This window comes from Nocardiopsis yanglingensis (assembly GCF_045809185.1).
GTDB lineage: Bacteria > Pseudomonadota > Gammaproteobacteria > Xanthomonadales > Xanthomonadaceae > Stenotrophomonas > Stenotrophomonas yanglingensis.
The window spans coordinates 1-23,658 of sequence record NZ_JBJNRH010000014.1 but is presented as its reverse complement, the minus strand read 5'-3'; the positions used below and the strand labels follow the sequence as shown (position 1 = coordinate 23,658).

Genomic DNA, 23,658 nt, shown 5'->3' with positions numbered 1-23,658 from the left:
TTGACGAATCCCGACTTTCCGGAACCCGATTCACGATATGAGCAAGCGCGATTACTACGAAGTGCTGGGCGTTGCCCGCACCGCCACCGACGACGAGCTGAAGAAGGCCTACCGTCGCTGCGCGATGAAGTTCCACCCGGACCGCAACCCGGGTGATGCGGCGGCCGAAGCCTCCTTCAAGGAGTGCAAGGAAGCCTACGAAGTGCTGTCCGACGGCAACAAGCGCCGCATGTACGACAGCCACGGCCACGCCGCCTTCGAGCACGGCATGGGCGGTGGCGGCCCGGGCGGCCCGGACATGAACGATATATTCGGCGATATCTTCGGCAACATTTTTGGCGGTGGCGGCGGTGGTCCGCGCCAGGCCCGTCGCGGCGCCGACATCGGCTACGTGATGGAACTGGACCTGGAAGAGGCCGTGCGCGGCGTCGAGCGCCGCATCGAGATTCCGACCCTGGCCGAGTGCGGCGACTGCGATGGCAGTGGCTCCGAAGACGGCAAGGTCGAGACCTGCAACGTGTGCCATGGCCGTGGCCAGGTGCGCATCCAGCGCGGCATCTTCGCCATGCAGCAGGCCTGCCACAACTGCGGCGGCCGTGGCCAGATCATCGCCAAGCCCTGCAAGACCTGCCACGGCAACGGCCGTGTCGAGGAAGACAAGGTGCTGTCGGTGAAGGTGCCGGCCGGCGTCGACACCGGCGACCGCATCCGCCTGCAGGGCGAGGGCGAGGCCGGTCCGGCCGGCACGCCGCCGGGTGACCTGTACGTGGAAGTGCGCGTGCGCGAGCATGCGATCTTCCAGCGCGATGGCGACGACCTGCACTGCGAAGTGCCGATCCGCATCTCGCAGGCGGCACTGGGCGACACCGTCCGCGTGGCCACCCTGGGCGGCGAGGCGGAGATCCGCATCCCGGCCGAGACCCAGACCGGCAAGCTGTTCCGCCTGCGCGGCAAGGGCGTACGTTCGGTGCGCAGCCGCAGCGAAGGTGACCTGTACTGTCGTGTGGTGGTGGAGACCCCGGTCAACCTCACCAACGAGCAGCGCAAGCTGCTGGAGCAGTTCGAAGCCACCTTCGTCGGTGAGGAAGCGCGCAAGCATTCGCCGAAGTCGGCCACCTTCATGGATGGCGTGAAGGGCTTCTGGGACCGGATGACGTCCTGAGTTTTCAACGCAAACGTTGAACGGCAGCGCCGGGCGATGCCCGGCGTTTTCGTTTGCGGTCAGCGGAAAAACGCCGCTGGTGTCTGCCCCAGCTGCCGCTTGAACATGCTGGTGAATGCGCTGGGGCTGTCGTAGCCCATCGACAGCGCGACATCGATGACCTTGTCACCGACCGCCAGCCGCTCCAATGCCGCCAGCAACCGTGCCTGCTGCCGCCACTGGCCGAAGGTCATGCCAAGCTCGCCGGCGAAATGGCGCTGGATGGTTTTCACGTCCACCTCCAGTGCCTGCGCCCAGTCCTGCAGCGTGGCGTCATCGCCGGGGTGCTTCTGCAGGTGCTGGCAGATCCGCTGCAGGCGCGGGTCGGTGGGCGAGGGCAGGTGCAGCGGCAGCACGTCCATGCGGTGCAGCTCGTCCAGCAGAAGGCGCACCACGCGGCCATCGCGGCTGTCTTCGATGTGCTCGCCTTTGATCAGGGTGGCTGCCTGCAGCAGTTCGCGCAGCAGTGGTGCCACCTGTACCGCGAACGGTTCGGCCGGCAGTTGCGGTGCGAATGATGGATCGATGTACAGGCTGCGCATGTGCACGGCGGCAATGCAGTCCACCGCGTGCACCATGCCCGCTGGCATCCAGATTGCACGGGTGGAGGGCACCACCCAGCGCCCCACTTCCGAGCGCACCACCATCAGCCCGGAGATGGCGTAGACCAGCTGGTGGCGCTGGTGCTTGTGCCCCGCGATATGGGTACCGGCCGGGTATTGGGTAACCCGGTAGGTGACCGGGCGGTGCAGCGGTACATCGCGCCATGGCGCAGCCGGGTCGACGTCGCCGGCAATGTCCTTTTTGCGATAGGCCATGACCAGAACGCGGCAGAAGGGAAGGGAAGGCAACCGTAGCATGCGTGGCTCGCCCCCAACCTGACTGTGTCCATGTCGACCCTGGCTTCTCCTGCAACGACCTCACGCCCGGTGGCCCCCGGCGTGCTGGCCGCCATCTCCACCTCGCATGTCGTCAACGACATGATGCAGTCGCTGATCCTGGCGATCTATCCGGTGATCAAGGGCGGCTTCAACCTCAGCTTCACCCAGATCGGCCTGATCACGCTGACCTACCAGCTCACCGCCTCGATCTTCCAGCCGTTGATCGGCATGGCCACCGACCGCCGCCCGGCGCCGTACTCGCTGCCGATCGGCATGGCCTCGACCCTGTGCGGCATGCTCCTGCTGGGCTTCGCACCGAACTACGCGGTGGTGCTGATGGCGGCGGCGATGGTCGGCATTGGTTCGGCCATCTTCCACCCGGAAGCCTCGCGCATCGCGCGGCTGGCCTCGGGCGGTCGCCATGGCTTCGCGCAGTCGGTGTTCCAGGTCGGCGGCAACTTCGGTACCGCGCTGGGCCCGCTGATTGCAGCGGCGGTGATCGTGCCGTATGGCCAGCATGCCGCATCGTGGTTTGCCGGCGCCGCCCTGATCGGCATCGCTCTGCTGACCTATGTCGGCCGCTGGTACGCGTTGCATCTGGGCACGCCACGACCGGTCAGCACGGCTGCGATGGCGCCGCGGCATCCGCCGCGCACCGTGGCCAAGGTGCTGGCGATCCTGCTGGTGCTGATCTTCAGCAAGTACTTCTACATGGCCAGCATCGGCAGCTACTTCACCTTCTACCTGATTCACCATTTCGGCATTCCGGTGGCACAGGCCCAGCTGCATCTGTTCGCGTTCCTGGTGGCGTCCGCAGCCGGTGGCTTCCTCGGCGGCCCGCTGGGTGACCGCATCGGCCGCAAGCCGATCATCTGGACCTCGATCCTGGGCGTGGCCCCGTTTGCGTTGATGCTGCCGCATGCCGATCTGTTCTGGACCACGGTGCTGGCGGTGCTGATCGGTTTCGTGTTGTCGTCGGCATTCTCGGCGATCGTGGTGTACGCGCAGGAAATGATGCCGCACCGCATCGGTATGGTGTCCGGCCTGTTCTTCGGCTTCGCCTTCGGCATGGGTGGACTGGGTGCTGCGGTGCTCGGCCTGCTGGCGGACAAGACCAGCATTGAGTACGTCTACCAGCTGACCGCGTTCCTGCCGCTGCTCGGCATCGTGGCGGCGTGGCTGCCACCGTCGCGGCCTGCTGCTCACTGAGGGGTTTTGGTTTGCAGGGCTTGCAGCCCTGCACCTGCTGCAAGCCACGGCAACGTCAAATTCAAAAGCTGGCTTTCCGTGGGTTGGCGGGGTGGGTCCGGTTGAGGGGGACGGCGTAAATACGTCCCTGTAGCCTCGGTCGCGCCATCCATGGCGCTCACGCCCCCTCAACCGGACCCACCCCGCCTTCGACAGTTTTCCGTGATCTGCCGGAACGGCTTACTGCTCTGGTAGGTGTCGACCTTGGTCGACACGGTAGATCCACGCCATGCGTGGATGACTCATTCGATGTCTGACAGATGTGTCGACCAAGGTCGACACCTACCAACAGCCGCGCGGAACAACAGCCGCAGTTACCAACAGCCGTGTGAACCTGTCGAAGGTGGGGCGGTGTCGGATTGCGGGGTGTCAGCGGCATGGATGCCGCTGCCAAGCCTACAAGGACGTACTTGCGGCGTCCCCGCACTCCGACACCGCCCCGCCACCCCACGGAATGCCGCTTTGGCTTCGGCCGTTGCGGTTGCCGTTGCATTGAGCAGGTGCAGGGCTGCAAGCCCTGCCGAAAACCCCCTTGGGCGTAGAATGCGGGCATGAGCGAATCCCTTGATAACCACCTGGTCCACGGCCGCCGCCAGCGGCCCGACGGCCCGTCGCCGATCGATGTCATCTCGGTCCAGTCGCAACTGGTCTACGGCCACGCCGGCAACAGCGCCGCCGTACCGCCGATGCGCGCCCTCGGCGTGCGCGTTGCGGAAATCCCGACCGTGCTGCTCAGCAATGCGCCGTTCTACGACACCACGCGCGGTCGGGTGTTGCCCGCCGACTGGTTCGCCGATCTGCTGCTGGGCACGCACGAGCGCGGCCTGCCGCAGCGGGCGAAGATGCTCGTCTCCGGCTACTTCGGCAGCACCGCCAACGGTGCGGCCTTCGCAGACTGGCTGGACGAGATCCTGCCCGTCTGCCCGCAGCTGCGTTACTGCCTGGATCCGGTGATTGGTGATACCCACACCGGCCCCTACGTGGAACCGGGACTGGAAGCGATCTTCGCCGAGCGCCTGTTGCCGCATGCCTGGCTGGTGACGCCGAACGCTTTTGAACTGAATCGCCTGACCGGCATGCCGGCGCTCGCCGAGGCCGATGCCATCGCTGCCGCACGCACGCTGCTGGACCGCGGTCCGCACTGGGTGATCGCGCACAGCGTGGGCGGCAATCCGGGTGAACTGGTGACCCTGGCCGTTGGCCGCGAGGAAACCTGGCGCTGGACCTCGCCCCTGCTGCCGGTGGACGTGGCAGGCACCGGTGACGTGCTGATGTCACTGGTGGTGTCGTTCCTGTTGCGCGGCGAATCGATGCAGCAGGCGATCTCGCGTGCGATTGCCGGCACCCATGCGGCGCTGGAGGCGACCCTGGACAACGGCTTCGAAGAGTTCGACGTGATCGCGGCGGCGCCTGCCGCGCTGGCCGAAGGCACGCGCTTCCGCGCCGAACGCGTGGCATGAGCGGCCTGCTTGAACGTACGCCGCGCACGGTCGGTATCGTCGGTAGTGCCGGCGCCTATGGGCGCTGGCTGAGCCGTTTCTTCCAGCAGCACATGCAGCTGCAGGTGATTGGGCATGATCCGGCTGATCCGGACTCGCACACGCCGGAACAGCTGCTGGCGCAGGCCGATGTGCTGGTGTTCTCGGCACCGATCCGGCACACGCCGGCGTTGATCGCACAGTACGTCCAGCAGTCGGCCGGCCGCGAGCAGGACCGGCTGTGGCTGGATGTGACCTCGGTGAAGGATGCGCCGGTGCAGGCGATGTTGGCCTCGCAGGCCGAAGTGGTCGGGTTGCACCCGATGACCGCGCCACCCAAGGCGCCGACCCTGAAGGGCCGGGTGATGGTGGTCTGCGAAGCGCGCCTGCAATACTGGCAGCCGTGGGTCGACGCGTTGTGCGCGGCACTGCAGGCCGAGTGCGTGCGCGCCACGCCGCAGCATCATGACCAGATGATGGCGCTGGTACAGGCGATGGTGCATGCCACCCACCTGGCCCAGGCCGGCGTGCTGCGCCAGTACCAGCCGCAGCTGGGTGATCTGGCCGCGATGATGCCGTACCGCTCGGCGTCGTTCGAGCTGGATACCGCGATCATCTCGCGCATCCTGTCGCTCAACCCGGCGATCTACGAAGACATCCAGTTCGGCAACCCGTACGTAGCGCCGATGCTGGAGCGGTTGATCGGCCAGCTGCAGACTCTGCAGGCGCAGGTCGGGCAGGGCGACGACTGTGCACGCGGTGCATTCCGTGAACAGCTGTTGTTGGCCAATCGCAGTGCCTTCGGCGAGCAGGCACTGGCTGACGGCAACTACACCTTCGAACGCGTGGGTTACCTGTTGGCGGACCTGACCGAGCGCAACGCGCTGTCGGTGCATTTGCCGGAAGACCGACCGGGCTCATTGCGTGAGCTGCTGAACGTGTTCGAGCAGCACCGCATCAGCCTGGCATCGATCCATTCCTCACGCACGCCTGGGGGCGAGGTGCATTTCCGTATCGGATTCGTGGCCGGCAGCGACCCGGTGGTGATCGCGCTGGCGGCGGCCCAGGTGGACGCCAGTGGCATCGGGCGGGTGCTGGGCTGAATTCATCCACAGGCGGTGTGGATGGTTTCTGAGCAAAGGTGTGGATAACCTCGCTCAGGCCTTGGCAGCAAAGGCTGTCAAGATGTCTGGCCAAAAATTGATCACGCCTTTTGTAGCGTCGAGCCATGCTCGACGGCCCTTGGCAAAAGCGTGTCGACCAAGGTCGACACCTACCAGAGCGGGGCGGCACGAAATCCGGTAGCGCCGGGCCATGCCCGGCGAACCTCAAATCGTCAGTCGCAGCTCACCGCCACTGGTGGTGAACTCGCGGCCATCGCGCACCAGCGGCCGCCCGTCATCCAGCTCATAGCGCGGCGTGGCTTCGGAATGGTGCCCGCTGCCATTCGCCTCGGGCTTGAACTCGATGATGATGTGGCTTTCGCCGTTGCTGTCGACGGCGGGAAACTGACGGAACGACATCGTGCACCTCCTTCAGCGGATGCGACTGTTGCGCGGCCAGCTTGGCCGCGCCGATGTTAGCCGGACGTCATCAATCGATGAACTGCAGGCGCGCAAGTTCAGCGTACAGCCCGCCTTCGGCCAGCAGCTGCGCGTGCGTGCCCTCGGCGACGATGCGGCCCTGGTCCATCACCACGATGCGGTCGGCCTTGAGCACGGTGGCCAGGCGGTGGGCAATGACCAGTGTGGTGCGGCCCGCCATCAGCCGCTCCAGCGCTTGCTGCACGCTGTGCTCGCTCTGCGCGTCCAGCGCGCTGGTCGCTTCGTCCAGCAGCAGGATTGGCGCATCCTTCAGCAGCGCACGGGCAATCGCCACACGCTGCTGCTGGCCACCGGACAGGCGGGCACCGCGCTCGCCCAGCTCACTGTCATAGCCCTGCGGCAACGCGCGCAGGAAGGCATCGGCCTCGGCGGCACGCGCGGCATCCTCGACTTCGGCGTCGCTGGCCTGCAGGCGGCCATAGCGGATGTTGTCGCGGGCGCTGGCAGCGAACAGCGTCGGCTGCTGCGGCACCAGCGCCAGCTGCGCACGCAGCTCGGCCGGGTCGACCTGGCGCACGTCGATGCCGTCCACGTCGATGCGGCCGCTGGCTGGATCATGGAAGCGCAGCAGCATCGAAAGCACCGTGCTCTTGCCCGCCCCCGACGGACCCACCAGCGCCACGGTCTCGCCCGGGCGCACATGCAGGTTGAAGTGGTCCAGCGCGGCCTGGTCCGGACGTTGCGGGTAGTGGAACACCACGTCGTTGAACTGGATCTCACCGCGCAACGGTTGCGGCAGCGCGTGCGGCTGGGCCGGCGCGCGGATCTCGATGTCTTCCTGCAGCAGTTCGCCGATGCGGCCCATGCCACCGGCCGCGCGCTGCAGCTCGTTCCATACTTCGGCCAGAGCGCCCACCGAGCCGCCGCCGATCAATGCATACAGCACGAACTGTCCCAGCGTACCGGCGCTGAGGCGGCCGTCGATGACGTCGTGCGCGCCCAGCCACAGCACACCGACAATGGCGCCGAACACCAGCAGGATGGCGCTGGCGGTGACCAGCGACTGTGCACCGATGCGGCGGCGAGCGGCGCCGATTGCATCACCCAGCGCCTGGTCGAAACGGCCACGTTCGTATGGCTCGCGTGCATGTGCCTGCACCGTGCGTACCGCACCCAGGGTTTCACTGGCCAGGCTGTTGGCGTCGGCGATGCGGTCCTGACTGTTGCGTGCGACCGTGCGCAGCTTGCGCGCGCCGATGATGATCGGCAGCACCGCCAGCGGAATGCCGAGCAGCGACCATGCGGCCAGCCGCGGGCTGGTGACGAACAGCATCGCCAGGCTGCCGATGACAGTGACCGTGCTGCGCAATGCTACGGACATGGTCGAGCCGACCACGCTGCGCAGCAGTTCGGTGTCCGCGGTCAGGCGAGAGACCAGCTCTCCGCTGCGGCTGCGGTCGTGGAAGCCGGCGCCCAGCTGGATCAGGTGGGCATACAGCTGGCTGCGCAGGTCGGCGACGACCTTTTCACCCAGCAGCGATACGAAGTAGAAGCGCGCGGCGGTGCCCAGCGCCATCACCACTGCCACCAGCATCAGCAGGGCGAAGGCGCGGTTGATCTGGCCGCCACTGCTGAAACCGTGATCGATCATCTGCTTCACCGCCGGGGGCAGGCTCAGCGTGGCGGCCGAAGACACCGCCAGGGCCAGCAGCCAGGCGGTGAACAGGCCGCTGTGACGGCGCACGAACGGCCACAGCGTGCGCAGGCTGCCGAGGCGCCGCAGCGGCGGGGTCGAAGCGGGGGCGTCGTCCTTGTCAGTCATCCTGATTGTCGTCTTCTATGCGGATACGGTCACGGGTGGCGTCGCGCAGGCGGATTTTCAATGCATCGACCTGATCGGCAGGCAATTCGACCCGCAGGCACACGCCATTGGCATCGAACTGTTCATCGCGCTTCCCGGCCCCGAAGGCGGGCAGGGCGGCATGCAGGGTGCCCAGGTCCTCGAAGCCAGCCAGCAGCTGTAGGCGAGACATGGCGATCAGCGGCAGGCGTGGCGCGGTACGCAGACACTCGGCTGCAGCGCCGCCATAGGCGCGCACCAGTCCACCGGCGCCGAGCTTGATGCCGCCGAACCAGCGCGTCACCACCACCATCACCCGGTCGAAGCCCTGGCCATCAATGGCAGCCAGGATCGGTCGCCCGGCGGTACCCGCCGGCTCGCCATCGTCGCTGGAGCGGTAATCCTGCCCGTGCCGGTACGCCCAGCAGTTGTGCGTGGCATCGGCCACCGCAACCTGCTGCAGGAACGCCATCGCCGCTGCACCCCCGTCGATCGGCGCGGCATGGGCGATGAAACGGCTGTGCTTGACTTCCAGCGTATGGCTGACCGGCTGGGCGAGGGTATCGGGCATTCCCACCATTCTACGGTGTTGCTCCCGATTTCCGTGGCACTCAGTCGTCCAGCAGCGGGCGCAGGTCGCGCGGCAGGCGCGATTCCGGGTACTGCTGGATGTAGCGTTCCAGGCTGGCGCGGGCGAGGTCGCGCTGGCCTTCATCGCGGCGTTCGCGGATCTTTTCCAGCCACTGCCGGCGCGGCAGGCGCGCGTCGGCGCTCACTTCGGCCTGCACCGCATCCGCGCTCAGGCCCGCATCGCTGCTGCGCTGCATGACACCGGGCGCCGAACGGCGGGTCGCCTCGCGCTTCAACGAGGTGATTTCTACCCGGTCCAATGCCGCGGCCTGTTCGGCCTGCACACTGTTTGGCTCTGGCGAGCCTGCCGAGCGCGCCTTCAGCGAACCACTGGCGACAACCGGCGCCATCAGCGGCGCGGGTGCCGAGTAGGCGGTGGGAGCCGGAGGCGCAGGGGGTGCTGCTGCCGGCGCTGCGGCCGGGGCGGGCGGGAGGGCCGCAAAGGAGGTGTCGGCGGCCGCATCCGCAGCCATCGATCGTGCAGCCTGGGCCGGCGCTTGAGCGGTCTCGGCGGGCGCAGGCCTGGGCGCGCGCGCGATGGCCGGTGCCGGCGGAGCGGCAACCGGGGCTGCCTCGGGTGCTGCGGGCGCAGCGGCCGGTTCCGCAGCCGCCACCGCACTGTCGGCTGCACTGCGCCCAGCGGCCTGATCGGCAGCCGCGACGTCTTCTGCCGCAGCCGGTGCCGCCGCAACAGCGGCCTCACCGGCCGGGACCGGTGGCGGTTCCGGGCGCAGCTGCCAGGCGATGCCAATGGCGAACACCATCGAGGCGGCGATGCCGAACACCGCCGGCCAACGCGGGCGTGTGCGCTGCGTACGTGGCGCCTCGGGAGAGGCGACCGCATCGGCAGCCGGAGCGTCCACGGCAGCGCGGGCCGCGGCCAGGATGGCGGCGTCCAGTGCGGCGGGCGGTGCCTGTTCGGCGCGACGGCCGAGCAGCCGGGCCAGCTCGCGTTCTTCCGGCGTCAGCGGTTCGTCTCGGTTCATGCGTTCAATCCCGCACGCAGCTTGTCCATCGCATAGCGCAGCCGCGATTTCACGGTTTCCCGGCCTACGCCGGTGATCTGGCCGATCTCCTCCAGGCTCAGTTCCTGATCCAGCCGCAGCTGCAGCACTTCGCGCTGCTCGGGCGGCAGTTGTTCCATCGCCAGCTGGATGCGGCGACGTTGTTCGAATTCGGAAAGCTCACCTTCCGGGGTCTGTCCATCCTCGATCGCGGCCAGGCGCAGATCGGCATCGGCCGGGGCAGCCGGCCGGTGGCGGGCGGCGCGCCAATGGTCGTTCAGGCGGTTGTGGGCGATGCGGAACAGCCAGGTGCTGAACGCCGCGTCCGGTTGCCACCCAGCACGGGCGCTGATCACCCGCTGCCAGACGTCCTGGAAGATCTCCTCGGCCAGCGCGTTGTCGCGCAGTTGCCGCAGCAGGAAGCCGAACAGGCGCTTGCGATGGCGCGCATACAGGCTTTCGAACGCGCGCAGGTCGCCACCGGCCCAGGCCAGCATCAAGGCTTCATCGGTTGGCAGTGCGCTGGCTTCCACGGCGTACAGGGTAAGGCCTGCAGGCGATGGCGCATAGCCGGTGGCGAGGGCGGGCAGGGCGAGGGTCATGGCTCGGAAGGGGCTACGGTCAGCAGGAAAAACGTACGGGCGCACGATTCGGGGTTTACGGGCTTCCATTGCCCCCCGGGTGGCGCGCTATGCTCGGCGGCTCAGGGGAGGCGACGCACTGACGGCGCCAAGAGATTGTCATTTGTCCACGCATGCTGAACCGGCGGAAGAGCCACCACACGAGGCCGTGCTGAGCACGGCGCTGGTGCGCGCGTTGCATGCGCTGTTGCCGGATTCGGCCGTGGTCCGCGTTGGCTGGGACGATCCGCAGCTGGGCCATGGCCAGGGTGGCTGGCCGCCGCCAGTGGGTGCCGGCCAGGTGGCCGTGGAGCCGGGAATCGGCGAGGGTCAGCATGGCTGGGAATACGACGGAGCGCGGTTGCTGTTGTCGGTAGCCGGGGCGGCGCCTTCGTCGGCCTGGTGGGGGCTGGCCCGGCAGGCGATGGAGCTGGCCCTGCAGCGTGGCCGCCAGGCTGGGCAGATCAAGGCATTGGAAGAGGCCGAGCGGCTGCAGCAGGCGCTGTTCCAGATCGCAGACCTGGCCGGTGCCGACCTGGAGATGGGCGAGATGCTGCGCCACGTGCATGGCGTGCTGGGCACACTGATGTATGCGGAAAACTGCTACATCGTCGAGTACGACGACGTGCGCGACCAGATCCGCTTCCTGTACTTCGCCGATCAGGTGGATGACTTCGTTGCCGATCCGTCGCAGAGCTACGCCGCCAGCGAAATGCCGCGCAGCCTGACCGTGGCGCTGTTACGCCATGGCCGGCCGCTCAGCGGTCCGTCGCGCGAGCTGCTGGCGCGGGTGGTCGATCAGGAACATGACCCGCAGCGCGGTCCGGAAAGTCTCGATTGGCTGGGCGTGCCGATGCTGCGCGATGGTCGCGTCTGCGGTGCCATCGTGGTGCAGAGTTATGAACATGCCGCGCGCTATGGCGAAGCCGAGCGGGCCCTGCTGGGATTCGTTGCCCAGCACGTGCAGACCGCGATGGACCGGCGCCAGGCGCAGGTGCGGCTGGAACAGCAGGTGGAACGGCGCACCCAGGAACTGCGACGCGCCAACCACAGCCTGCAGGACGAAGTAACCGAGCGACGTCGCGCCGAACAGCTGCAGACCGCGCTCTACAACATTGCCGAGATGGCGATGTCGGCCGACAGCCTGGCCCAGTTCTATGGGCAGGTGCATGGCGTGGTTGGGCGTCTGCTCGACGCGCGCAACTTCTACATCGCGCTGGTCAACGCGGCCGGCAACGGCCTGGATTTCGTCTACTCGGTGGACGAGCACAACGCCAGTCGTGCGCCGCGACCGTTCAGCCGGGGCCTGACCGAATATGTGGTTCGCAACCGGCGCCCGCTGCTGGCCTCGCGCGGGCAGATCGACGCGCTGCTGGCCAGCGGCGAAGTGCGTGAATCCGGTGCGCGCTCGCATTGCTGGCTGGGCGTGCCGCTGCTGCGCGACGACGAAGTGGTTGGCGCGATCGTGGTGCAGAGCTACAGCGAGAGCAGCATCTTCAGCGTGCACGACCAGCGCCTGTTGACCTTCGTTGCGCAGAACATCGGCACCGGGCTGGCCCGACAGCGCGACCAGCAGCGCCTGCGTTCGGCGCACGCCGAGTTGGAGAAGCGCGTTGAGGAGCGCACCCGCGAACTGGCCGAGGTGAACGAGAAACTGCTCGGCCAGATCGGCGAGCGCCTGCGTGCCGAACAGCGCCTGACCCACCAGGCCATGCACGATGCACTGACCGGCCTGCCCAACCGCCTGCATCTGCTGGATCGCCTGCAGGATGCGCTTGCGCTGGCCAAGCGTGAGGGCGGCCCGGTGTTCGCCGTGTTGTTCCTCGACCTGGACCGCTTCAAGCTGGTCAACGACAGCATTGGCCACGCTGCGGGCGACCGCATGCTGGTGGAGGTGGCCAAACGCATCGTCTCGATGGCCGGCACCGAGGACGTGGTGGCACGCCTGGGCGGCGATGAGTTCGCCGTGTTGCTGCAGTGCCCGCAGGGCCTGGCGCAGGCGTTGGACTTCGGCCAGCGGCTGCTGTTGGCCCTGCAGGAATCGATGTGGATCGCCGGGCGCGAGCTGTTCCCGTCCGGCAGCCTTGGCATCGCCTTGTGGAACCCGCGCTACCGGACCGGTGAGGAGCTGCTGCGCGACGCCGATGCGGCGATGTATCGTGCCAAGGCACAGGGTCATGATCGTTGCGCGATCTTCGACGAGGACATGCGCGAGCAGGCCATGCGCAGCCTTGATCTGGAAGCCGATCTGCGGCGTGCGATCAACAACCACGACTTCGTGCCGTTCTACCAGCCGATCGTGCGTCTGTCCGATGGCGAGGTAGTGGGGCACGAGGCGTTGCTGCGCTGGCAGCACGAGCGCCGTGGCCTGCTGCTGCCGGGCGCGTTCCTGGAACTGGGCGAGGAAAGCGGCCTGATCGAACAGGTTGACTGGCTGATCTACGAACAGGTCATCGCCGGCCTGGCCGAAGGCGGGCGCAGCTATGTATCGGTGAACGTATCGCCGCGTCATTTCCGCTCCGCGGAGTTCAGCGGCCGACTGTTCGGCCTGCTGGACGAGTACGGCGCCGATCCGCAGCGGCTGCGCCTGGAAATAACCGAGGTGGCGCTGCTCGATGATGGCCCGCACACCCTGCGCATCCTGCAGGGCCTGCGCGAACGTGGCATCCAGGTGCAGCTGGACGATTTCGGTACCGGCTTCTCGGCGCTGTCCTACCTGCACCGCTTCCCGATCAGCACGCTGAAGATCGACCAGAGCTTCATCGCTGGCCTGCATGGGCCGGAAGTGCAGAGCACGCGTGCGCTGGTCGAGGGCGTGCTGTCGTTGGCGCGTACGCTGGGCATCGAGACCATCGGTGAGGGCATCGAAACCGAGGCGCAGCAGCAGACGCTGCGCGAACTCGGCTGCGACTACGGCCAGGGCTATCTGCTGGGGCGGCCCGCACCGTGGAGCTGCGCGGCGGTCTGAGCCGCCGCGCAGGAAAGCATCAGCGCAGGGCGGCGCGACGCTTTTCGTCTATCCACTTCGAGGCCTGCGCCGGCTGGTAGTTCTTCATCCACTCCAGCATCTCTTCGATGTCCGAGCCGTACCACAGGTCCTGGCGCTGGTCCGGGTGCAGGAAGCGCTCTTCCACCATGCGGTCGATCATGCCGATCAGCGGGGCATAGAATCCTTCCACGTCGAGGAAGGCGCACGGCTTGTTGCCGATGCCAAGCTGGCGCCAGGTCAGCATCTCGAAGATCTCTTCCATGGTGCCGAAGCCGCCGGGCAGGGTGACGAAGCCGTCGGCGAGGTCGAACATGCGCGACTTGCGCTCATGCATCGAACCAACGATTTCCAGTTCAGTCAGGCCGCGATGGGCCACTTCCCAGTCGGCCAGCTGGCGCGGAATCACGCCGGTCACCTCGCCGCCGGCGGCGAGCACGGCATTGGCCACGGTTCCCATCAGGCCGACGTTGCCGCCGCCGTACACCAGGCGCAGACCGTCACGGGCGATGCGGTCGCCCAGTGCAATGGCGCGCTCGGTATAGGCCGGCTTGCTGCCAGCGTTGGAACCACAGTACACACAGATCGATTTCATGGATCTTCCTGTCTCTTGGCCGGAAACGAAAACGCCCCGTCGCCGACCGCAAGGCGGTCAGGGGACGGGGTGTCCAAGGATTATGAGGCCTTGAGAGGCCTTCTGTAGAGCCGAGCCATGCTCGGCTGCGCTTCGTTCAGATCGCGGCTACGGCTGAGTCGAGCAAGCTCGACTCAACAAAGAACGGCGCTTACGCCGCCGCAGCCTGCTCGCGGCGCGGGCCTTCACGCAGGGCACGGCCCACCATGCCGACCAGCAGATCCAGCTCCTCGCTGTCCATGCCGAAGTGCGGGGTGAAGCGCAGCGAATTCTCGCCGCCGTGGATCACGTTGATGCCGTGCTGGCGCAGCCATTCTTCGGTGGAGTTGGCGCCGTAGCACTTGAACTGCGGGGCCAGCTCGCACGAGAACAGCAGGCCGGTGCCCTGCACCTTGGTGATCAGGCCGCCCAGCTCGCTCTTGAGCTGCTCCAGCTTGCGCACGGCCTCGGCACCACGTTCGGCGATGTTGGCGCGTACCTGCGGGGTCAGCTGGGCCAGGGTGGCGCAGGCCACGTCCAGCGCGCGCGGGTTGCTGGTCATGGTGTTGCCGTAGATGCCCTTGCGGTACAGCTGCGCGGCATGCTCGGTCACCGCCAGCACCGACAGCGGGTACTGCGCGGCGTTGAGCGCCTTGGAATAGGTTTCCATGTCCGGCGGGTCCAGGCCTTCGAAGCCCGGGTAATCGACCACCGAGAGCACGCCATGCGCACGCAGGCCGGCCTGGATCGAGTCGAGCAGCAGCAGGCTGCCATGCGCACGGGTCAGTTCGCGGGCCACCGCATAGAACGACGGCGGCACCGAACGGCCCGGGTCGCCTTCGCCCATCACCGGTTCCAGGAACACCGCCTCGATGAACCACTGGTTGCGTGCGGCGTCCTCGAACACCTTGCGCAGGCCGGCTTCGTCGTACGGCGCCACGGTGATCACCGAATCCTCGCCACGGTAGCTGGCCAGGTGCTGCATGTAGCTCTTGCGGCTGGAATCGGAATACAGGGCGGGGCGGTCGGTACGGCCGTGGAAGCTGCCCTTGACCACCACGCGCTTGATCGCAGCGCCGGCGTGGCGCGCGCCGGGGTCGGTCTGCAGCTTGGCGTTGACGTCGGCGATGCGCGCGGCCAGACCGACCGCTTCGGAACCGGAATTCAGGCACATGAAACGGGCGAACGGGCAGCCGCCACGGCGGTGGCCGATCTCGGCGCGCAGGGCGGTGATGAAGCGCTGCTGCGACAGGCTGGGGGTCATGATGTTGGCCATCACCTGCGGGCGGGCCATCGCCTCCAGCACGGCGTCGGGGGTGTGCCCGAAGCCGAGCATGCCGTAGCCGCCGGCGTCGTACAGCACGGCGCCCTTCAGGGTGACCACCCACGGGCCGCGCGCGGCCAGTGCCACGTATGGGGTCACCGCGTCATCGGCGTAGAAATTGACGAAACCGTCCTGCATCGCGTCGATCTGCGCCTGTTCGTCCTGCGCCAGCAGCGGCCCCAGGTCGGCCTGCACGCGCGCGAATTCCTCGGCGGCGGCGTCCACCGCGGCGATCAGCTGCGGGTGGTTGGCGGACAGGGCGGTCAGGGTGGCATCGTCCAGGCCGGAGGTGAGGCGGGTGCCGGGCTGGTTGCGCAGGGGGGCGAGGCGTTCGATGAAGCTCATTGCAGATCTCCTGAAACAATGGGTCGCACGGGTCTTCAAAAGCAAAACGCGCGTCATCACGCGCGCTTGGGGCAGGCTCGTGCAGCGGACTTCCAACTCGATGCTAGCACTTGTTTTTTTGCGCGATAACCCCGCAGAAACCTGCTGCATAGCAGCATTTTGCGCGACGTTCGCCGCGAAGCGCGCCGGCTCGCAGACGCTGGACGTACAATGCGCGCCATTGTCGACCTGTTGCCGCCCACTGCCTTGAAGAAGTCCGATTTCAACTACGACCTGCCGGCTGAACTGATCGCGCAGGCGCCCCTGGCCGAACGTTCCGCAAGCCGCCTGCTGCTGGTGCCGCCGGCGCCGGATGCCTTCACCGACCTGCAGGTGCGTGACCTGCCGTCGCTGCTGCAGCCGGGCGATCTGCTGGTGTTCAACGACACCCGGGTGATCCCGGCGCGCCTGTTCGGGCAGAAGGCCAGTGGCGGCCGCGTCGAGATCCTGATCGAGCGCCTGCTCGGTGGCCAGCAGGCTCGCGCGCAGGTGGGGGCCAGCAAGTCGCCCAAGGCCGGCAGCCGCATTGCGCTGGATGCCGGTGGCGAAGCCGAGGTGCTGGGCCGCGATGGCGAGTTCTATGTGCTGCAGTTCCATGTGCCGGAATCGCTGGAGCAGTGGCTGCTGCATGCCGGCCGCCTGCCGCTACCGCCCTACATCCAGCGCGAGCCGGGTGTTGACGACCGTGAGCGCTACCAGACCGTGTTCGCGCGCGAAGTGGGCGCGGTGGCGGCACCGACCGCCGGCCTGCATTTCGACGAACCGCTGCTGGCCGCGCTGAAGGACAAGGGCGTGGACTTTGGCCACGTCACCCTGCACGTGGGTGCGGGCACCTTCCAGCCGGTGCGTGCCGATGACCTGAAGGACCACGTGATGCACCGCGAGTGGCTGAACGTGGGTGCCGAACTGGTGCAGCAGGTGCGGCGCACGCGCGCCGCCGGCGGCCGCGTGATCGGCGTCGGTACCACCGTGGTGCGCGCACTGGAAAGCGCGATGCGCGATGGTGAACTGCTGCCGTTCGCCGGCGAGACGCAGATCTTCATCACCCCGGGCTACCGCATCCGCAGCGTCGACGCGATGGTGACCAATTTCCACCTGCCGGAAAGCACCCTGCTGATGATGATTTCCGCGTTCGCCGGCAAAGAACGGGTATTCGAGGCCTACCAGCACGCGATCGACCAGCGCTACCGCTTCTTCAGCTACGGCGACGCGATGCTGCTGTTCCCGCAGGCGGGGTAGGGCGCTGACCTCTGCCTGCTTGTGGTGGGTGCGCACCGTTGGTGCGCACTTGCCGGTGTCTGGAGGCCAGGAAAGCCACGCATGGCGTGGCTCTACTGCCGTGCCGTTCAGGCCTGAATGGGCGGTCGACCCGGTTTTGGGAGACAATGAGCGACTATTTGCCCGAATGACCGCTCCATGTCCCGATTGCAGTTCCAGCTCCAGACCCGCGACGGCCGTGCCCGCCGTGGCCGCCTGACCTTCCCGCGCGGCACGGTGGAAACGCCGGCCTTCATGCCGGTGGGGACCTATGGCTCGGTCAAGGGCATCCTGCCGGACCAGGTGCGTGCGCTGGGCGCCGAGATCATCCTCGGCAATACCTTCCACCTGTACCTGCGGCCGGGCCTGGACATCATCGCCGACCACGGCGGCCTGCACGGCTTCTGCCGCTGGGATGGCCCGATCCTGACCGACTCGGGCGGCTTCCAGGTGTTCTCGCTGGCCCACCGCCGCAAGATCACCGAGCAGGGCGTGACCTTCGCCTCGCCCACCGACGGTGCCCGCGTGTTCCTGGGCCCGGAAGAGAGCATGAAGATCCAGAAGGTGCTCGACTCGGACGTGGTGATGATCTTCGACGAGTGCACGCCGTACCCCGCCACCGAGGACGTGGCCCGTCGTTCGATGGAACTGAGCCTGCGCTGGGCCCAGCGCAGTCGCAACGCGCATGACGAGCTGGGCAACGACGCGGCCCTGTTCGGCATCGTCCAGGGCGGCGTGCACACCGACCTGCGCAGCCGCTCGGCCGATGCCCTGCAGGCGATCGGTTTCGACGGCTATGCCATCGGCGGCCTGGCCGTGGGCGAGCCGGAGCACGAGCGCAACGCCATGCTCGACCACCTGGACCCGGAACTGCCGGGCGACCGTCCGCGCTACCTGATGGGTGTGGGCCGGCCGGAAGACCTGGTCGAAGGTGTCGCACGTGGCGTGGACATGTTCGACTGCGTGATGCCGACCCGCAACGCCCGCAACGGCCACTATTTCACCTCGTTCGGCACCGTCCGCATCCGCAATTCCCAGTACGCGCGCGACATGGACCCGATCGAGCCGGGCTGCGGCTGCGTGGCCTGCACCGGCGGCTACACCCGGTCCTACCTGCGCCACCTGGACCGCTGCAACGAGATGCTGGCGCCGATGTTGGGCACCCTGCACAACCTGTTCTATTACGAAAAGCTCATGGCCGACATCCGCGCGGCGATCGAGGCGGGAACCTTCCTGGCCTTCCGTGAGTCTTTCTACGCGGCACGCGGGGCGGTAGCTCCCCCCCTGTAACCCGAGTGCCCCCTGCCAAACGGCCCAAGGACGAACGCCCGGGGCCGTGGCATACTTCAAGGCTGACCCAGATCCGCGGTCGACACCCCGTGCCCGTGAAAGGGCCGGAGCGCCGCCCAACCAAAGGACCAACGATGAACCTGCTTGCCTTCCTGATTCCCGCCGCCCACGCCCAGGCCGCCGGCGGCCAACCGCAGGGCATGGGCCTGACCACGCTGCTGTTCCCGATCATCCTGATCGCCATCATGTACTTCCTGATGATCCGCCCGCAGATGAAGCGGCAGAAGGAGCACAAGGCCATGCTGGAGAAGATCAAGCGTGGCGACGAAGTGCTGACCAACGGCGGCATCGCCGGCAAGGTCACCGACATCGGCGACAACTTCATCACCATCGAAGTGGCCGAGAACGTGCGCATCCGCGTGCAGAAGGGCGCTGTGGGCAGCGTGCTGCCGACCGGTACCCTGGATTCGGCCAAGTAAGCCACTCCCTTTCCGATGCACAACCGCGGCGCCGGGGATGGCGCCGCGCGGGACCCAAGCAATGCTCGAATTTCCACGCTGGAAGTACGTCGTCATCCTGATCGTACTGGCGCTCAGCGCGCTGTACGCGCTGCCCAACATCTACCAGAAGGACCCGGCCATCCAGATCACCGCCAACCGTGGCGGGCAGATCGACGATGCGCTGCGCGACCGTGTGCTGGCCGACCTGAAGAAGGCCGGCGTGGCTACCGTCGGCGCCGAGAAGGAAGGGGAAAGCCTGATCGTCCGCCTGCCGGACCTGAAGGCGCAGTCCGCTGCCAGCGACGCCCTGCGTGACACCGTCGGTGAGAACTACACCGTGGCCCTGAACCTGGCCTCGACCGTGCCGGACTGGCTGGCCAACCTCGGCGGTCGCCCGATGGTGCTGGGCCTGGACCTGCAGGGCGGCGTGCACTTCGTGCTTCAGGTTGACCAGAAGGCGGCTCTGGACAAGCGTCTGGACGCCTATACCGAAGACGTGCGCAGCACCCTGCGTGACGCGCGCATTCCTTACCAGTCGGTGGAACGACGCGCTGACAACAGCATCGTGGCCAACCTGAGCCCGTCAGCGGGTGACGATGCTGCGCAGCGCGCCCGTGCCGCGCTGGTCAAGGCGCAGCCGACCCTCGGCTACGACGTCAGCGGCAACCGCATCACGGTCACCGTACCGGATGCCGAGATCGCTCAGATTGCCAACGGTGCCATCGAGCAGAACATCAACACGCTGCGTAACCGTGTGAACCAGCTCGGCGTGGCCGAGCCGATCATCCAGCGCCAGGGTGCCGACCGCGTGGTCGTGCAGCTGCCGGGCGTGCAGGACACCGCCGAAGCCAAGCGCATGATCGGCGCCACCGCCACCCTGGAATACCGTGCGGTGGTCGAAGGCAACGCGCAGGACGCGATCACCTCCGGCCGCATCCCGCCGGAAGCCAAGGTCTACCAACAGCGTGATGGTCGTGGTCCGATCCTGCTGAACAAGCGCGTGATCGTGACCGGCGACCAGATGGTCGGTGCGCAGGCGGTGACCGATTCGAACAGCGGTTCTCCGGCGGTCAGCGTGACGCTGAACAACGTCGGCGGCCAGCGCATGTTCGACTTCACCAGCGCCAACGTGAACAAGCCGATGGCGGTGGTCTACACCGAGCGCGTGCCGACCGTGACCGTCGTCGACGGCCAGGAAGTGCGTGGCTTCAAGGTCAACGAGGAAGTGATCTCGGTGGCCAACATCAACGGCGTGTTCGGCAAGAACTTCCAGACCACCGGCCTGCAGAAGAAGGAAGCCGAGGACCTGGCCAAGCTGCTGAAGTCGGGCTCGCTGGCCGCGCCGATGGACTTCGTCGAAGAGCGCGTGGTCGGCCCGAGCCTGGGTGCCGAGAACGTCAAGAACGGTATGCGCGCGGTGGTGTTCGCGTTCCTGTTCACCCTGGTGTTCTTCAGCGTCTACTACCGCATGTTCGGCGTGATCACCTCGATCGCGATGCTGTTCAACCTGCTGATCGTGGTGGCGGTGATGTCGCTGTTCGGCGCGACCATGACCCTGCCGGGCTTCGCCGGCCTGGCGTTGTCGGTCGGTCTGTCGGTGGACGCCAACGTGCTGATCAACGAGCGTATCCGTGAAGAGCTGCGTGCCGGGGTGCCGGGCAAGACCGCGATCGTGACCGGTTACGAGCGTGCTTCCGGCACCATCCTCGACGCCAACCTGACCGGCCTGATCGTCGGTGTGGCGCTGTTCGCATTCGGTACCGGTCCGCTGAAGGGCTTCGCGCTGACCATGATCATCGGTATTTTCGCCTCCATGTTCACCGCGATCACCGTGTCGCGTGCGCTGGCGACGCTGATCTACGGCCGCCGCAAGAAGCTCCAGAACGTGGCCATCTGACGGGACGACACGCACATGAAACTGTTTCCGCTGCACATCCTCCCGAACGATACCAAGATCGACTTCATGCGCTGGCGCCATGTCGCGATGGTCGTCACGGTCATCGTGTTCCTGGCCTCGGTCGCCATCATCGGCGTCAAGGGCTTCAACTACGCCCTGGACTTCACCGGCGGCACCCTGATCGAAGCCCGCTTCGACAAGGCCGTGGACGTCGAGCAGGTCCGTACCAAGCTCGAGCAGAACGGCTTTGAGGGTGCCCAGGTGCAGAGCGTCGGTGGCAACACCGACCTGCTGATCCGCCTGGCCCCGCATGGTGAGCACGCTGCCGGTACCGGCGACGCCGCGCACGAGGACAAGGCCACCGCCGCCGCCGTGGTGAAGGCACTGTCCACCGCCGACAACCAGGCCACCGTGCTCCGCAACGAGTTCGTGGGCCCGCAGATCGGCAAGGATCTGGCGATGAATGGCCTGTACGCCACCATCTTCATGCTGGCCGGCTTCCTGATCTACATCGCGGTGCGCTTCGAATGGAAGTTCGCGGTCACCGCCAGCATCGTGGCGATGTTCGACCTGATCGTGACGGTCGCTTACGTGTCCCTGCTGGGCCGTGAGTTCGACCTGACCGTGCTGGCCGGCCTGCTGTCGGTGATGGGCTTTGCGATCAACGATCTGATCGTGGTCTTCGACCGCGTCCGCGAGAACTTCCGCAGCCTGCGCGTGGACTCGATGGAAGTGCTGAATCGTTCGATCAACCAGACGCTGTCGCGTACGGTGATCACCGCGGTGATGTTCTTCCTGTCGGCGCTGGCCCTGTACATGTACGGCGGCAGCTCGATGGAAGGCCTGGCCGAGACGCACATGATCGGTGCGGTGATCGTGGTGCTGTCCTCGATCCTGGTGGCGGTGCCGATGCTGACGATCGGTTTCCTGCGCGTCAGCAAGCAGGACCTGCTGCCGAAGGCGAAAGACGTCGAGGCTCTGGCCCGTCGCCCGTAAGCACTTGCTGCCTGCAGCACACAGAGAACCCCGCGCAAGCGGGGTTTTTTGTGTGCAGGGCTTGCAGCCCTGCACCCGCGGTAGTGCCGGCCGCTGGCCGGCAACAGCAACAGCGTGCATTCCGTGGGATGGCGGGGCGGTGTCGGAGTGCGGGGACGCCGTGAATCCGTCCCTGGAGGCTTGGCAGCCGCATCCATGCGGCTGACACCCCGCACTCCGACACCGCCCCACCTCTGACAGATTCCTGCGGCTGTTGGTGGGTGTCGACCTTGGTCGACACATCTGTCAGATATCGAATGAATTCAACCGTGTCGACCAAGGTCGACACCTACCAGGGCCGCACGCCGTTCCAACAGATCGCGGAAATCTGTCGAAGGCGGGGTGGGTCCGGTTGCGGGGGTGTCCGCGGCATGGATGCCGCGGCCAAGCCCCCAAGGATGGGTTAACGGCGTCCCCCGCAACCGGGCCCACCCCGCCAACCCACAGGAACCCAGCTTCTGCCGTTGACGTTGCCTCTGCGGGTGCAGGGTGCAACCCTGCAAAAGAAACACCACCCTACGCCAGCGTCGGTTGTGCAATCTTCCCCCGCGCACTACGATCCTGCGGTTCGCGCGCGCAGGCGCGCGCCCGTATTCCTGCTGAGCGCCCCGCGCGCCGCATCTGCCAACCCGAGGTATCCATGGTCATCAAACCGCGCGTCCGCGGCTTCATCTGCGTCACCACCCACCCGACCGGCTGCGAAGCCGCGGTCAAGCAGCAGATCGACTACATCCGCGCGCGCCCGCCGATCCAGAACGGCCCCAAGCGCGTGCTGGTGATCGGCGCCTCCACCGGCTACGGCCTGGCTGCGCGCATCACCGCTGCCTTCGGCAGTGGCGCCGCAACCCTGGGCATCTTCTTCGAACGCCCGGGCAGCGAAACCAAGCCGGGCACGGCCGGCTGGTACAACTCCGCCGCGTTCCACAAGTACGCCGACGAAGCCGGCCTGTACGCCAAGAGCATCAACGGCGATGCCTTCTCCGATGAAGTGAAGGCGAAGACCATCGAAATGATCAAGGCCGATCTCGGCCAGGTCGATCAGGTCGTCTACAGCCTGGCCGCGCCGCGCCGCAAGCACCCGAAGACCGGCGAGATCATCAGCTCCACGCTGAAGCCGATCGGCGAGCCGATCACGCTGCGTGGCCTGGATACCGACAAGGAAGTGCTGACCGAGACCCATCTGCAGCCGGCTACCCCGGAAGAGATCGCCGGTACCGTCGCGGTGATGGGCGGTGAAGACTGGCAGATGTGGATCGACGCGCTGGCCGACGCCGGCGTGCTGGCCAATGGCTGCACCACCACCGCCTTCACCTACGTGGGTGAAGAGATCACCCAGGCGATCTACTGGAATGGCTCGATCGGCGCCGCCAAGAAGGATCTGGACACCAAGGTGCTGGGCCTGCGCGAGAAGCTGGCCAAGATCGGTGGTGATGCACGCGTGTCGGTACTGAAGGCCGTGGTCACCCAGGCCAGCTCGGCCATTCCGACCATGCCGCTGTACCTGTCGCTGCTGTTCAAGGTGATGAAGGAAAAGGGCACGCACGAAGGCTGCATCGAACAGCTCGACGTGCTGTACGACATTCTCTACGGCGGCAAGGCCGACGGCGTGGCGATCGATCGCCTGCGCCACGACCTGGTCGATGGCGATGGCCATACCGTCGCGCTGGTCGATGACGAGGGCCGCCTGCGTGCCGATTACAAGGAAATGGCCGCGGACGTGCAGGGCAAGGTGGTCGCGCTGTGGCCGCAGGTGACCAACGAGAACCTGTACGAGATCAGCGACCTGGCCGGCTACAAGGCCGACTTCCTGCGCCTGTTCGGTTTCGGTGTGGAGGGCGTCGACTACGAGGCCGACGTCAATCCGGATGTGAAGATCGAAAACCTGGTCGACATGACCTGACCAATGAAAAGGCCGGCGAAAGCCGG

The 23,658-nt window shown here is 66.8% G+C and carries 19 protein-coding genes; 11 read left to right on the top strand and 8 right to left on the bottom strand.

The features are described from left to right. Positions 1-37: 37 nt before the first annotated feature. Positions 38-1,162 (top strand): molecular chaperone DnaJ, encoded by a 1,125-nt coding sequence (gene dnaJ / locus ACJ7C5_RS16770; RefSeq protein ID WP_014036853.1) that lies wholly within the window; start codon positions 38-40, stop codon positions 1,160-1,162. A gap of 59 nt (positions 1,163-1,221) precedes the next feature. Here the strand turns inward: dnaJ and ACJ7C5_RS16765 are convergent, their stop codons facing one another. Continuing rightward, positions 1,222-2,019: an AraC family transcriptional regulator gene (locus ACJ7C5_RS16765; protein WP_412704535.1), complete on the bottom strand. Its 798-nt coding sequence runs from the start codon at positions 2,017-2,019 to the stop codon at positions 1,222-1,224. Positions 2,020-2,091: 72 nt separating this feature from the next. Between ACJ7C5_RS16765 and ACJ7C5_RS16760 the strand changes: the two genes are divergently transcribed. The 3 genes from ACJ7C5_RS16760 to ACJ7C5_RS16750 all read left to right on the top strand — a co-directional run bounded on the left by ACJ7C5_RS16760 (position 2,092) and on the right by ACJ7C5_RS16750 (position 5,911). Then, entirely contained in the window at positions 2,092-3,291 is a 1,200-nt protein-coding gene (locus ACJ7C5_RS16760) for an MFS transporter (RefSeq protein ID WP_097047888.1), read from the top strand. Between the two features lie 590 nt (positions 3,292-3,881). Beyond that, complete coding sequence (gene pdxY, locus ACJ7C5_RS16755; protein WP_088025695.1) at positions 3,882-4,790, top strand: pyridoxal kinase; 909 nt, start codon at positions 3,882-3,884, stop codon at positions 4,788-4,790. Then, positions 4,787-5,911 (top strand): prephenate dehydrogenase, encoded by a 1,125-nt coding sequence (locus ACJ7C5_RS16750; RefSeq protein ID WP_412704534.1) that lies wholly within the window; start codon positions 4,787-4,789, stop codon positions 5,909-5,911. Before pdxY ends, ACJ7C5_RS16750 begins: the two co-directional genes overlap by 4 nt. Before the next feature lie 225 nt (positions 5,912-6,136). Here the strand turns inward: ACJ7C5_RS16750 and ACJ7C5_RS16745 are convergent, their stop codons facing one another. The 5 genes from ACJ7C5_RS16745 to ACJ7C5_RS16725 form a co-directional block, all read right to left on the bottom strand. Continuing rightward, positions 6,137-6,331: a hypothetical protein gene (locus ACJ7C5_RS16745; RefSeq protein WP_005409247.1), complete on the bottom strand. Its 195-nt coding sequence runs from the start codon at positions 6,329-6,331 to the stop codon at positions 6,137-6,139. A gap of 70 nt (positions 6,332-6,401) precedes the next feature. Then, entirely contained in the window at positions 6,402-8,174 is a 1,773-nt protein-coding gene (locus tag ACJ7C5_RS16740; protein ID WP_412704533.1) for an ABC transporter transmembrane domain-containing protein, read from the bottom strand. Then, on the bottom strand, positions 8,167-8,763 hold the full coding sequence (locus ACJ7C5_RS16735; protein ID WP_093999968.1) for an IMPACT family protein: 597 nt from the start codon (positions 8,761-8,763) through the stop codon (positions 8,167-8,169). Before ACJ7C5_RS16735 ends, ACJ7C5_RS16740 begins: the two co-directional genes overlap by 8 nt. Positions 8,764-8,803: 40 nt before the next feature. Continuing rightward, the gene (locus tag ACJ7C5_RS16730) at positions 8,804-9,808 is read right to left on the bottom strand and encodes a hypothetical protein (RefSeq protein WP_412704532.1); all 1,005 of its coding nucleotides are present in this window, start codon (positions 9,806-9,808) and stop codon (positions 8,804-8,806) included. Beyond that, the gene (locus ACJ7C5_RS16725; protein ID WP_080291766.1) at positions 9,805-10,428 is read right to left on the bottom strand and encodes an RNA polymerase sigma factor; all 624 of its coding nucleotides are present in this window, start codon (positions 10,426-10,428) and stop codon (positions 9,805-9,807) included. Before ACJ7C5_RS16725 ends, ACJ7C5_RS16730 begins: the two co-directional genes overlap by 4 nt. Positions 10,429-10,570: 142 nt before the next feature. Between ACJ7C5_RS16725 and ACJ7C5_RS16720 the strand changes: the two genes are divergently transcribed. Next, entirely contained in the window at positions 10,571-13,414 is a 2,844-nt protein-coding gene (locus tag ACJ7C5_RS16720) for a bifunctional diguanylate cyclase/phosphodiesterase (protein WP_412704531.1), read from the top strand. 19 nt (positions 13,415-13,433) lie between these two features. On the opposite strand, the gene ACJ7C5_RS16715 is transcribed toward ACJ7C5_RS16720, so the two are convergent. Both ACJ7C5_RS16715 and ACJ7C5_RS16710 read right to left on the bottom strand, forming a co-directional pair. After that, a complete protein-coding gene (locus ACJ7C5_RS16715; RefSeq protein ID WP_049428514.1) occupies positions 13,434-14,027 on the bottom strand; it encodes an LOG family protein in 594 nt (197 codons plus the stop codon). 190 nt (positions 14,028-14,217) lie between these two features. Beyond that, positions 14,218-15,714 carry an aminotransferase class III-fold pyridoxal phosphate-dependent enzyme gene (locus ACJ7C5_RS16710; protein WP_099588491.1) on the bottom strand — a complete coding sequence of 499 codons (1,497 nt, stop codon included), beginning with the start codon at positions 15,712-15,714 and terminating at the stop codon, positions 14,218-14,220. 210 nt (positions 15,715-15,924) lie between these two features. Here ACJ7C5_RS16710 and queA point away from each other — a divergent pair, with 210 nt between their 5' ends. The 6 genes from queA to fabV all read left to right on the top strand — a co-directional run bounded on the left by queA (position 15,925) and on the right by fabV (position 23,632). Further along, the gene (gene queA / locus ACJ7C5_RS16705) at positions 15,925-16,992 is read left to right on the top strand and encodes a tRNA preQ1(34) S-adenosylmethionine ribosyltransferase-isomerase QueA (protein ID WP_412704530.1); all 1,068 of its coding nucleotides are present in this window, start codon (positions 15,925-15,927) and stop codon (positions 16,990-16,992) included. A gap of 177 nt (positions 16,993-17,169) precedes the next feature. Beyond that, a complete protein-coding gene (gene tgt, locus ACJ7C5_RS16700; protein ID WP_097047897.1) occupies positions 17,170-18,300 on the top strand; it encodes a tRNA guanosine(34) transglycosylase Tgt in 1,131 nt (376 codons plus the stop codon). A 134-nt stretch (positions 18,301-18,434) separates the two neighbouring features. Then, positions 18,435-18,779, top strand: a complete 345-nt coding sequence (gene yajC, locus ACJ7C5_RS16695; RefSeq protein ID WP_087922285.1) for a preprotein translocase subunit YajC — start codon at positions 18,435-18,437, stop codon at positions 18,777-18,779. A 61-nt stretch (positions 18,780-18,840) separates the two neighbouring features. Further along, positions 18,841-20,697, top strand: coding sequence for a protein translocase subunit SecD (gene secD, locus ACJ7C5_RS16690; protein ID WP_412704529.1), 1,857 nt, complete (start codon positions 18,841-18,843; stop codon positions 20,695-20,697). Positions 20,698-20,712: 15 nt separating this feature from the next. Continuing rightward, positions 20,713-21,693: a protein translocase subunit SecF gene (gene secF / locus ACJ7C5_RS16685; RefSeq protein ID WP_014036869.1), complete on the top strand. Its 981-nt coding sequence runs from the start codon at positions 20,713-20,715 to the stop codon at positions 21,691-21,693. Positions 21,694-22,372: 679 nt separating this feature from the next. Then, the gene (gene fabV, locus ACJ7C5_RS16680; RefSeq protein WP_088025705.1) at positions 22,373-23,632 is read left to right on the top strand and encodes an enoyl-ACP reductase FabV; all 1,260 of its coding nucleotides are present in this window, start codon (positions 22,373-22,375) and stop codon (positions 23,630-23,632) included. Positions 23,633-23,658 lie beyond the last annotated feature (26 nt).

What these genes read in the sequence shown, in the direction of transcription:
- dnaJ (WP_014036853.1), top strand. Translation starts at nt 38, where the DNA reads ATGAGCAAGCGCGATTACTACGAAGTGCTGGGCGTTGCCCGCACCGCC.
- ACJ7C5_RS16765 (WP_412704535.1), bottom strand. Translation starts at nt 2,019, where the DNA reads ATGGCCTATCGCAAAAAGGACATTGCCGGCGACGTCGACCCGGCTGCG.
- ACJ7C5_RS16760 (WP_097047888.1), top strand. Translation starts at nt 2,092, where the DNA reads ATGTCGACCCTGGCTTCTCCTGCAACGACCTCACGCCCGGTGGCCCCC.
- pdxY (WP_088025695.1), top strand. Translation starts at nt 3,882, where the DNA reads ATGAGCGAATCCCTTGATAACCACCTGGTCCACGGCCGCCGCCAGCGG.
- ACJ7C5_RS16750 (WP_412704534.1), top strand. Translation starts at nt 4,787, where the DNA reads ATGAGCGGCCTGCTTGAACGTACGCCGCGCACGGTCGGTATCGTCGGT.
- ACJ7C5_RS16745 (WP_005409247.1), bottom strand. Translation starts at nt 6,331, where the DNA reads ATGTCGTTCCGTCAGTTTCCCGCCGTCGACAGCAACGGCGAAAGCCAC.
- ACJ7C5_RS16740 (WP_412704533.1), bottom strand. Translation starts at nt 8,174, where the DNA reads ATGACTGACAAGGACGACGCCCCCGCTTCGACCCCGCCGCTGCGGCGC.
- ACJ7C5_RS16735 (WP_093999968.1), bottom strand. Translation starts at nt 8,763, where the DNA reads ATGCCCGATACCCTCGCCCAGCCGGTCAGCCATACGCTGGAAGTCAAG.
- ACJ7C5_RS16730 (WP_412704532.1), bottom strand. Translation starts at nt 9,808, where the DNA reads ATGAACCGAGACGAACCGCTGACGCCGGAAGAACGCGAGCTGGCCCGG.
- ACJ7C5_RS16725 (WP_080291766.1), bottom strand. Translation starts at nt 10,428, where the DNA reads ATGACCCTCGCCCTGCCCGCCCTCGCCACCGGCTATGCGCCATCGCCT.
- ACJ7C5_RS16715 (WP_049428514.1), bottom strand. Translation starts at nt 14,027, where the DNA reads ATGAAATCGATCTGTGTGTACTGTGGTTCCAACGCTGGCAGCAAGCCG.
- ACJ7C5_RS16710 (WP_099588491.1), bottom strand. Translation starts at nt 15,714, where the DNA reads ATGAGCTTCATCGAACGCCTCGCCCCCCTGCGCAACCAGCCCGGCACC.
- queA (WP_412704530.1), top strand. Translation starts at nt 15,925, where the DNA reads ATGCGCGCCATTGTCGACCTGTTGCCGCCCACTGCCTTGAAGAAGTCC.
- tgt (WP_097047897.1), top strand. Translation starts at nt 17,170, where the DNA reads ATGTCCCGATTGCAGTTCCAGCTCCAGACCCGCGACGGCCGTGCCCGC.
- yajC (WP_087922285.1), top strand. Translation starts at nt 18,435, where the DNA reads ATGAACCTGCTTGCCTTCCTGATTCCCGCCGCCCACGCCCAGGCCGCC.
- secD (WP_412704529.1), top strand. Translation starts at nt 18,841, where the DNA reads ATGCTCGAATTTCCACGCTGGAAGTACGTCGTCATCCTGATCGTACTG.
- secF (WP_014036869.1), top strand. Translation starts at nt 20,713, where the DNA reads ATGAAACTGTTTCCGCTGCACATCCTCCCGAACGATACCAAGATCGAC.
- fabV (WP_088025705.1), top strand. Translation starts at nt 22,373, where the DNA reads ATGGTCATCAAACCGCGCGTCCGCGGCTTCATCTGCGTCACCACCCAC.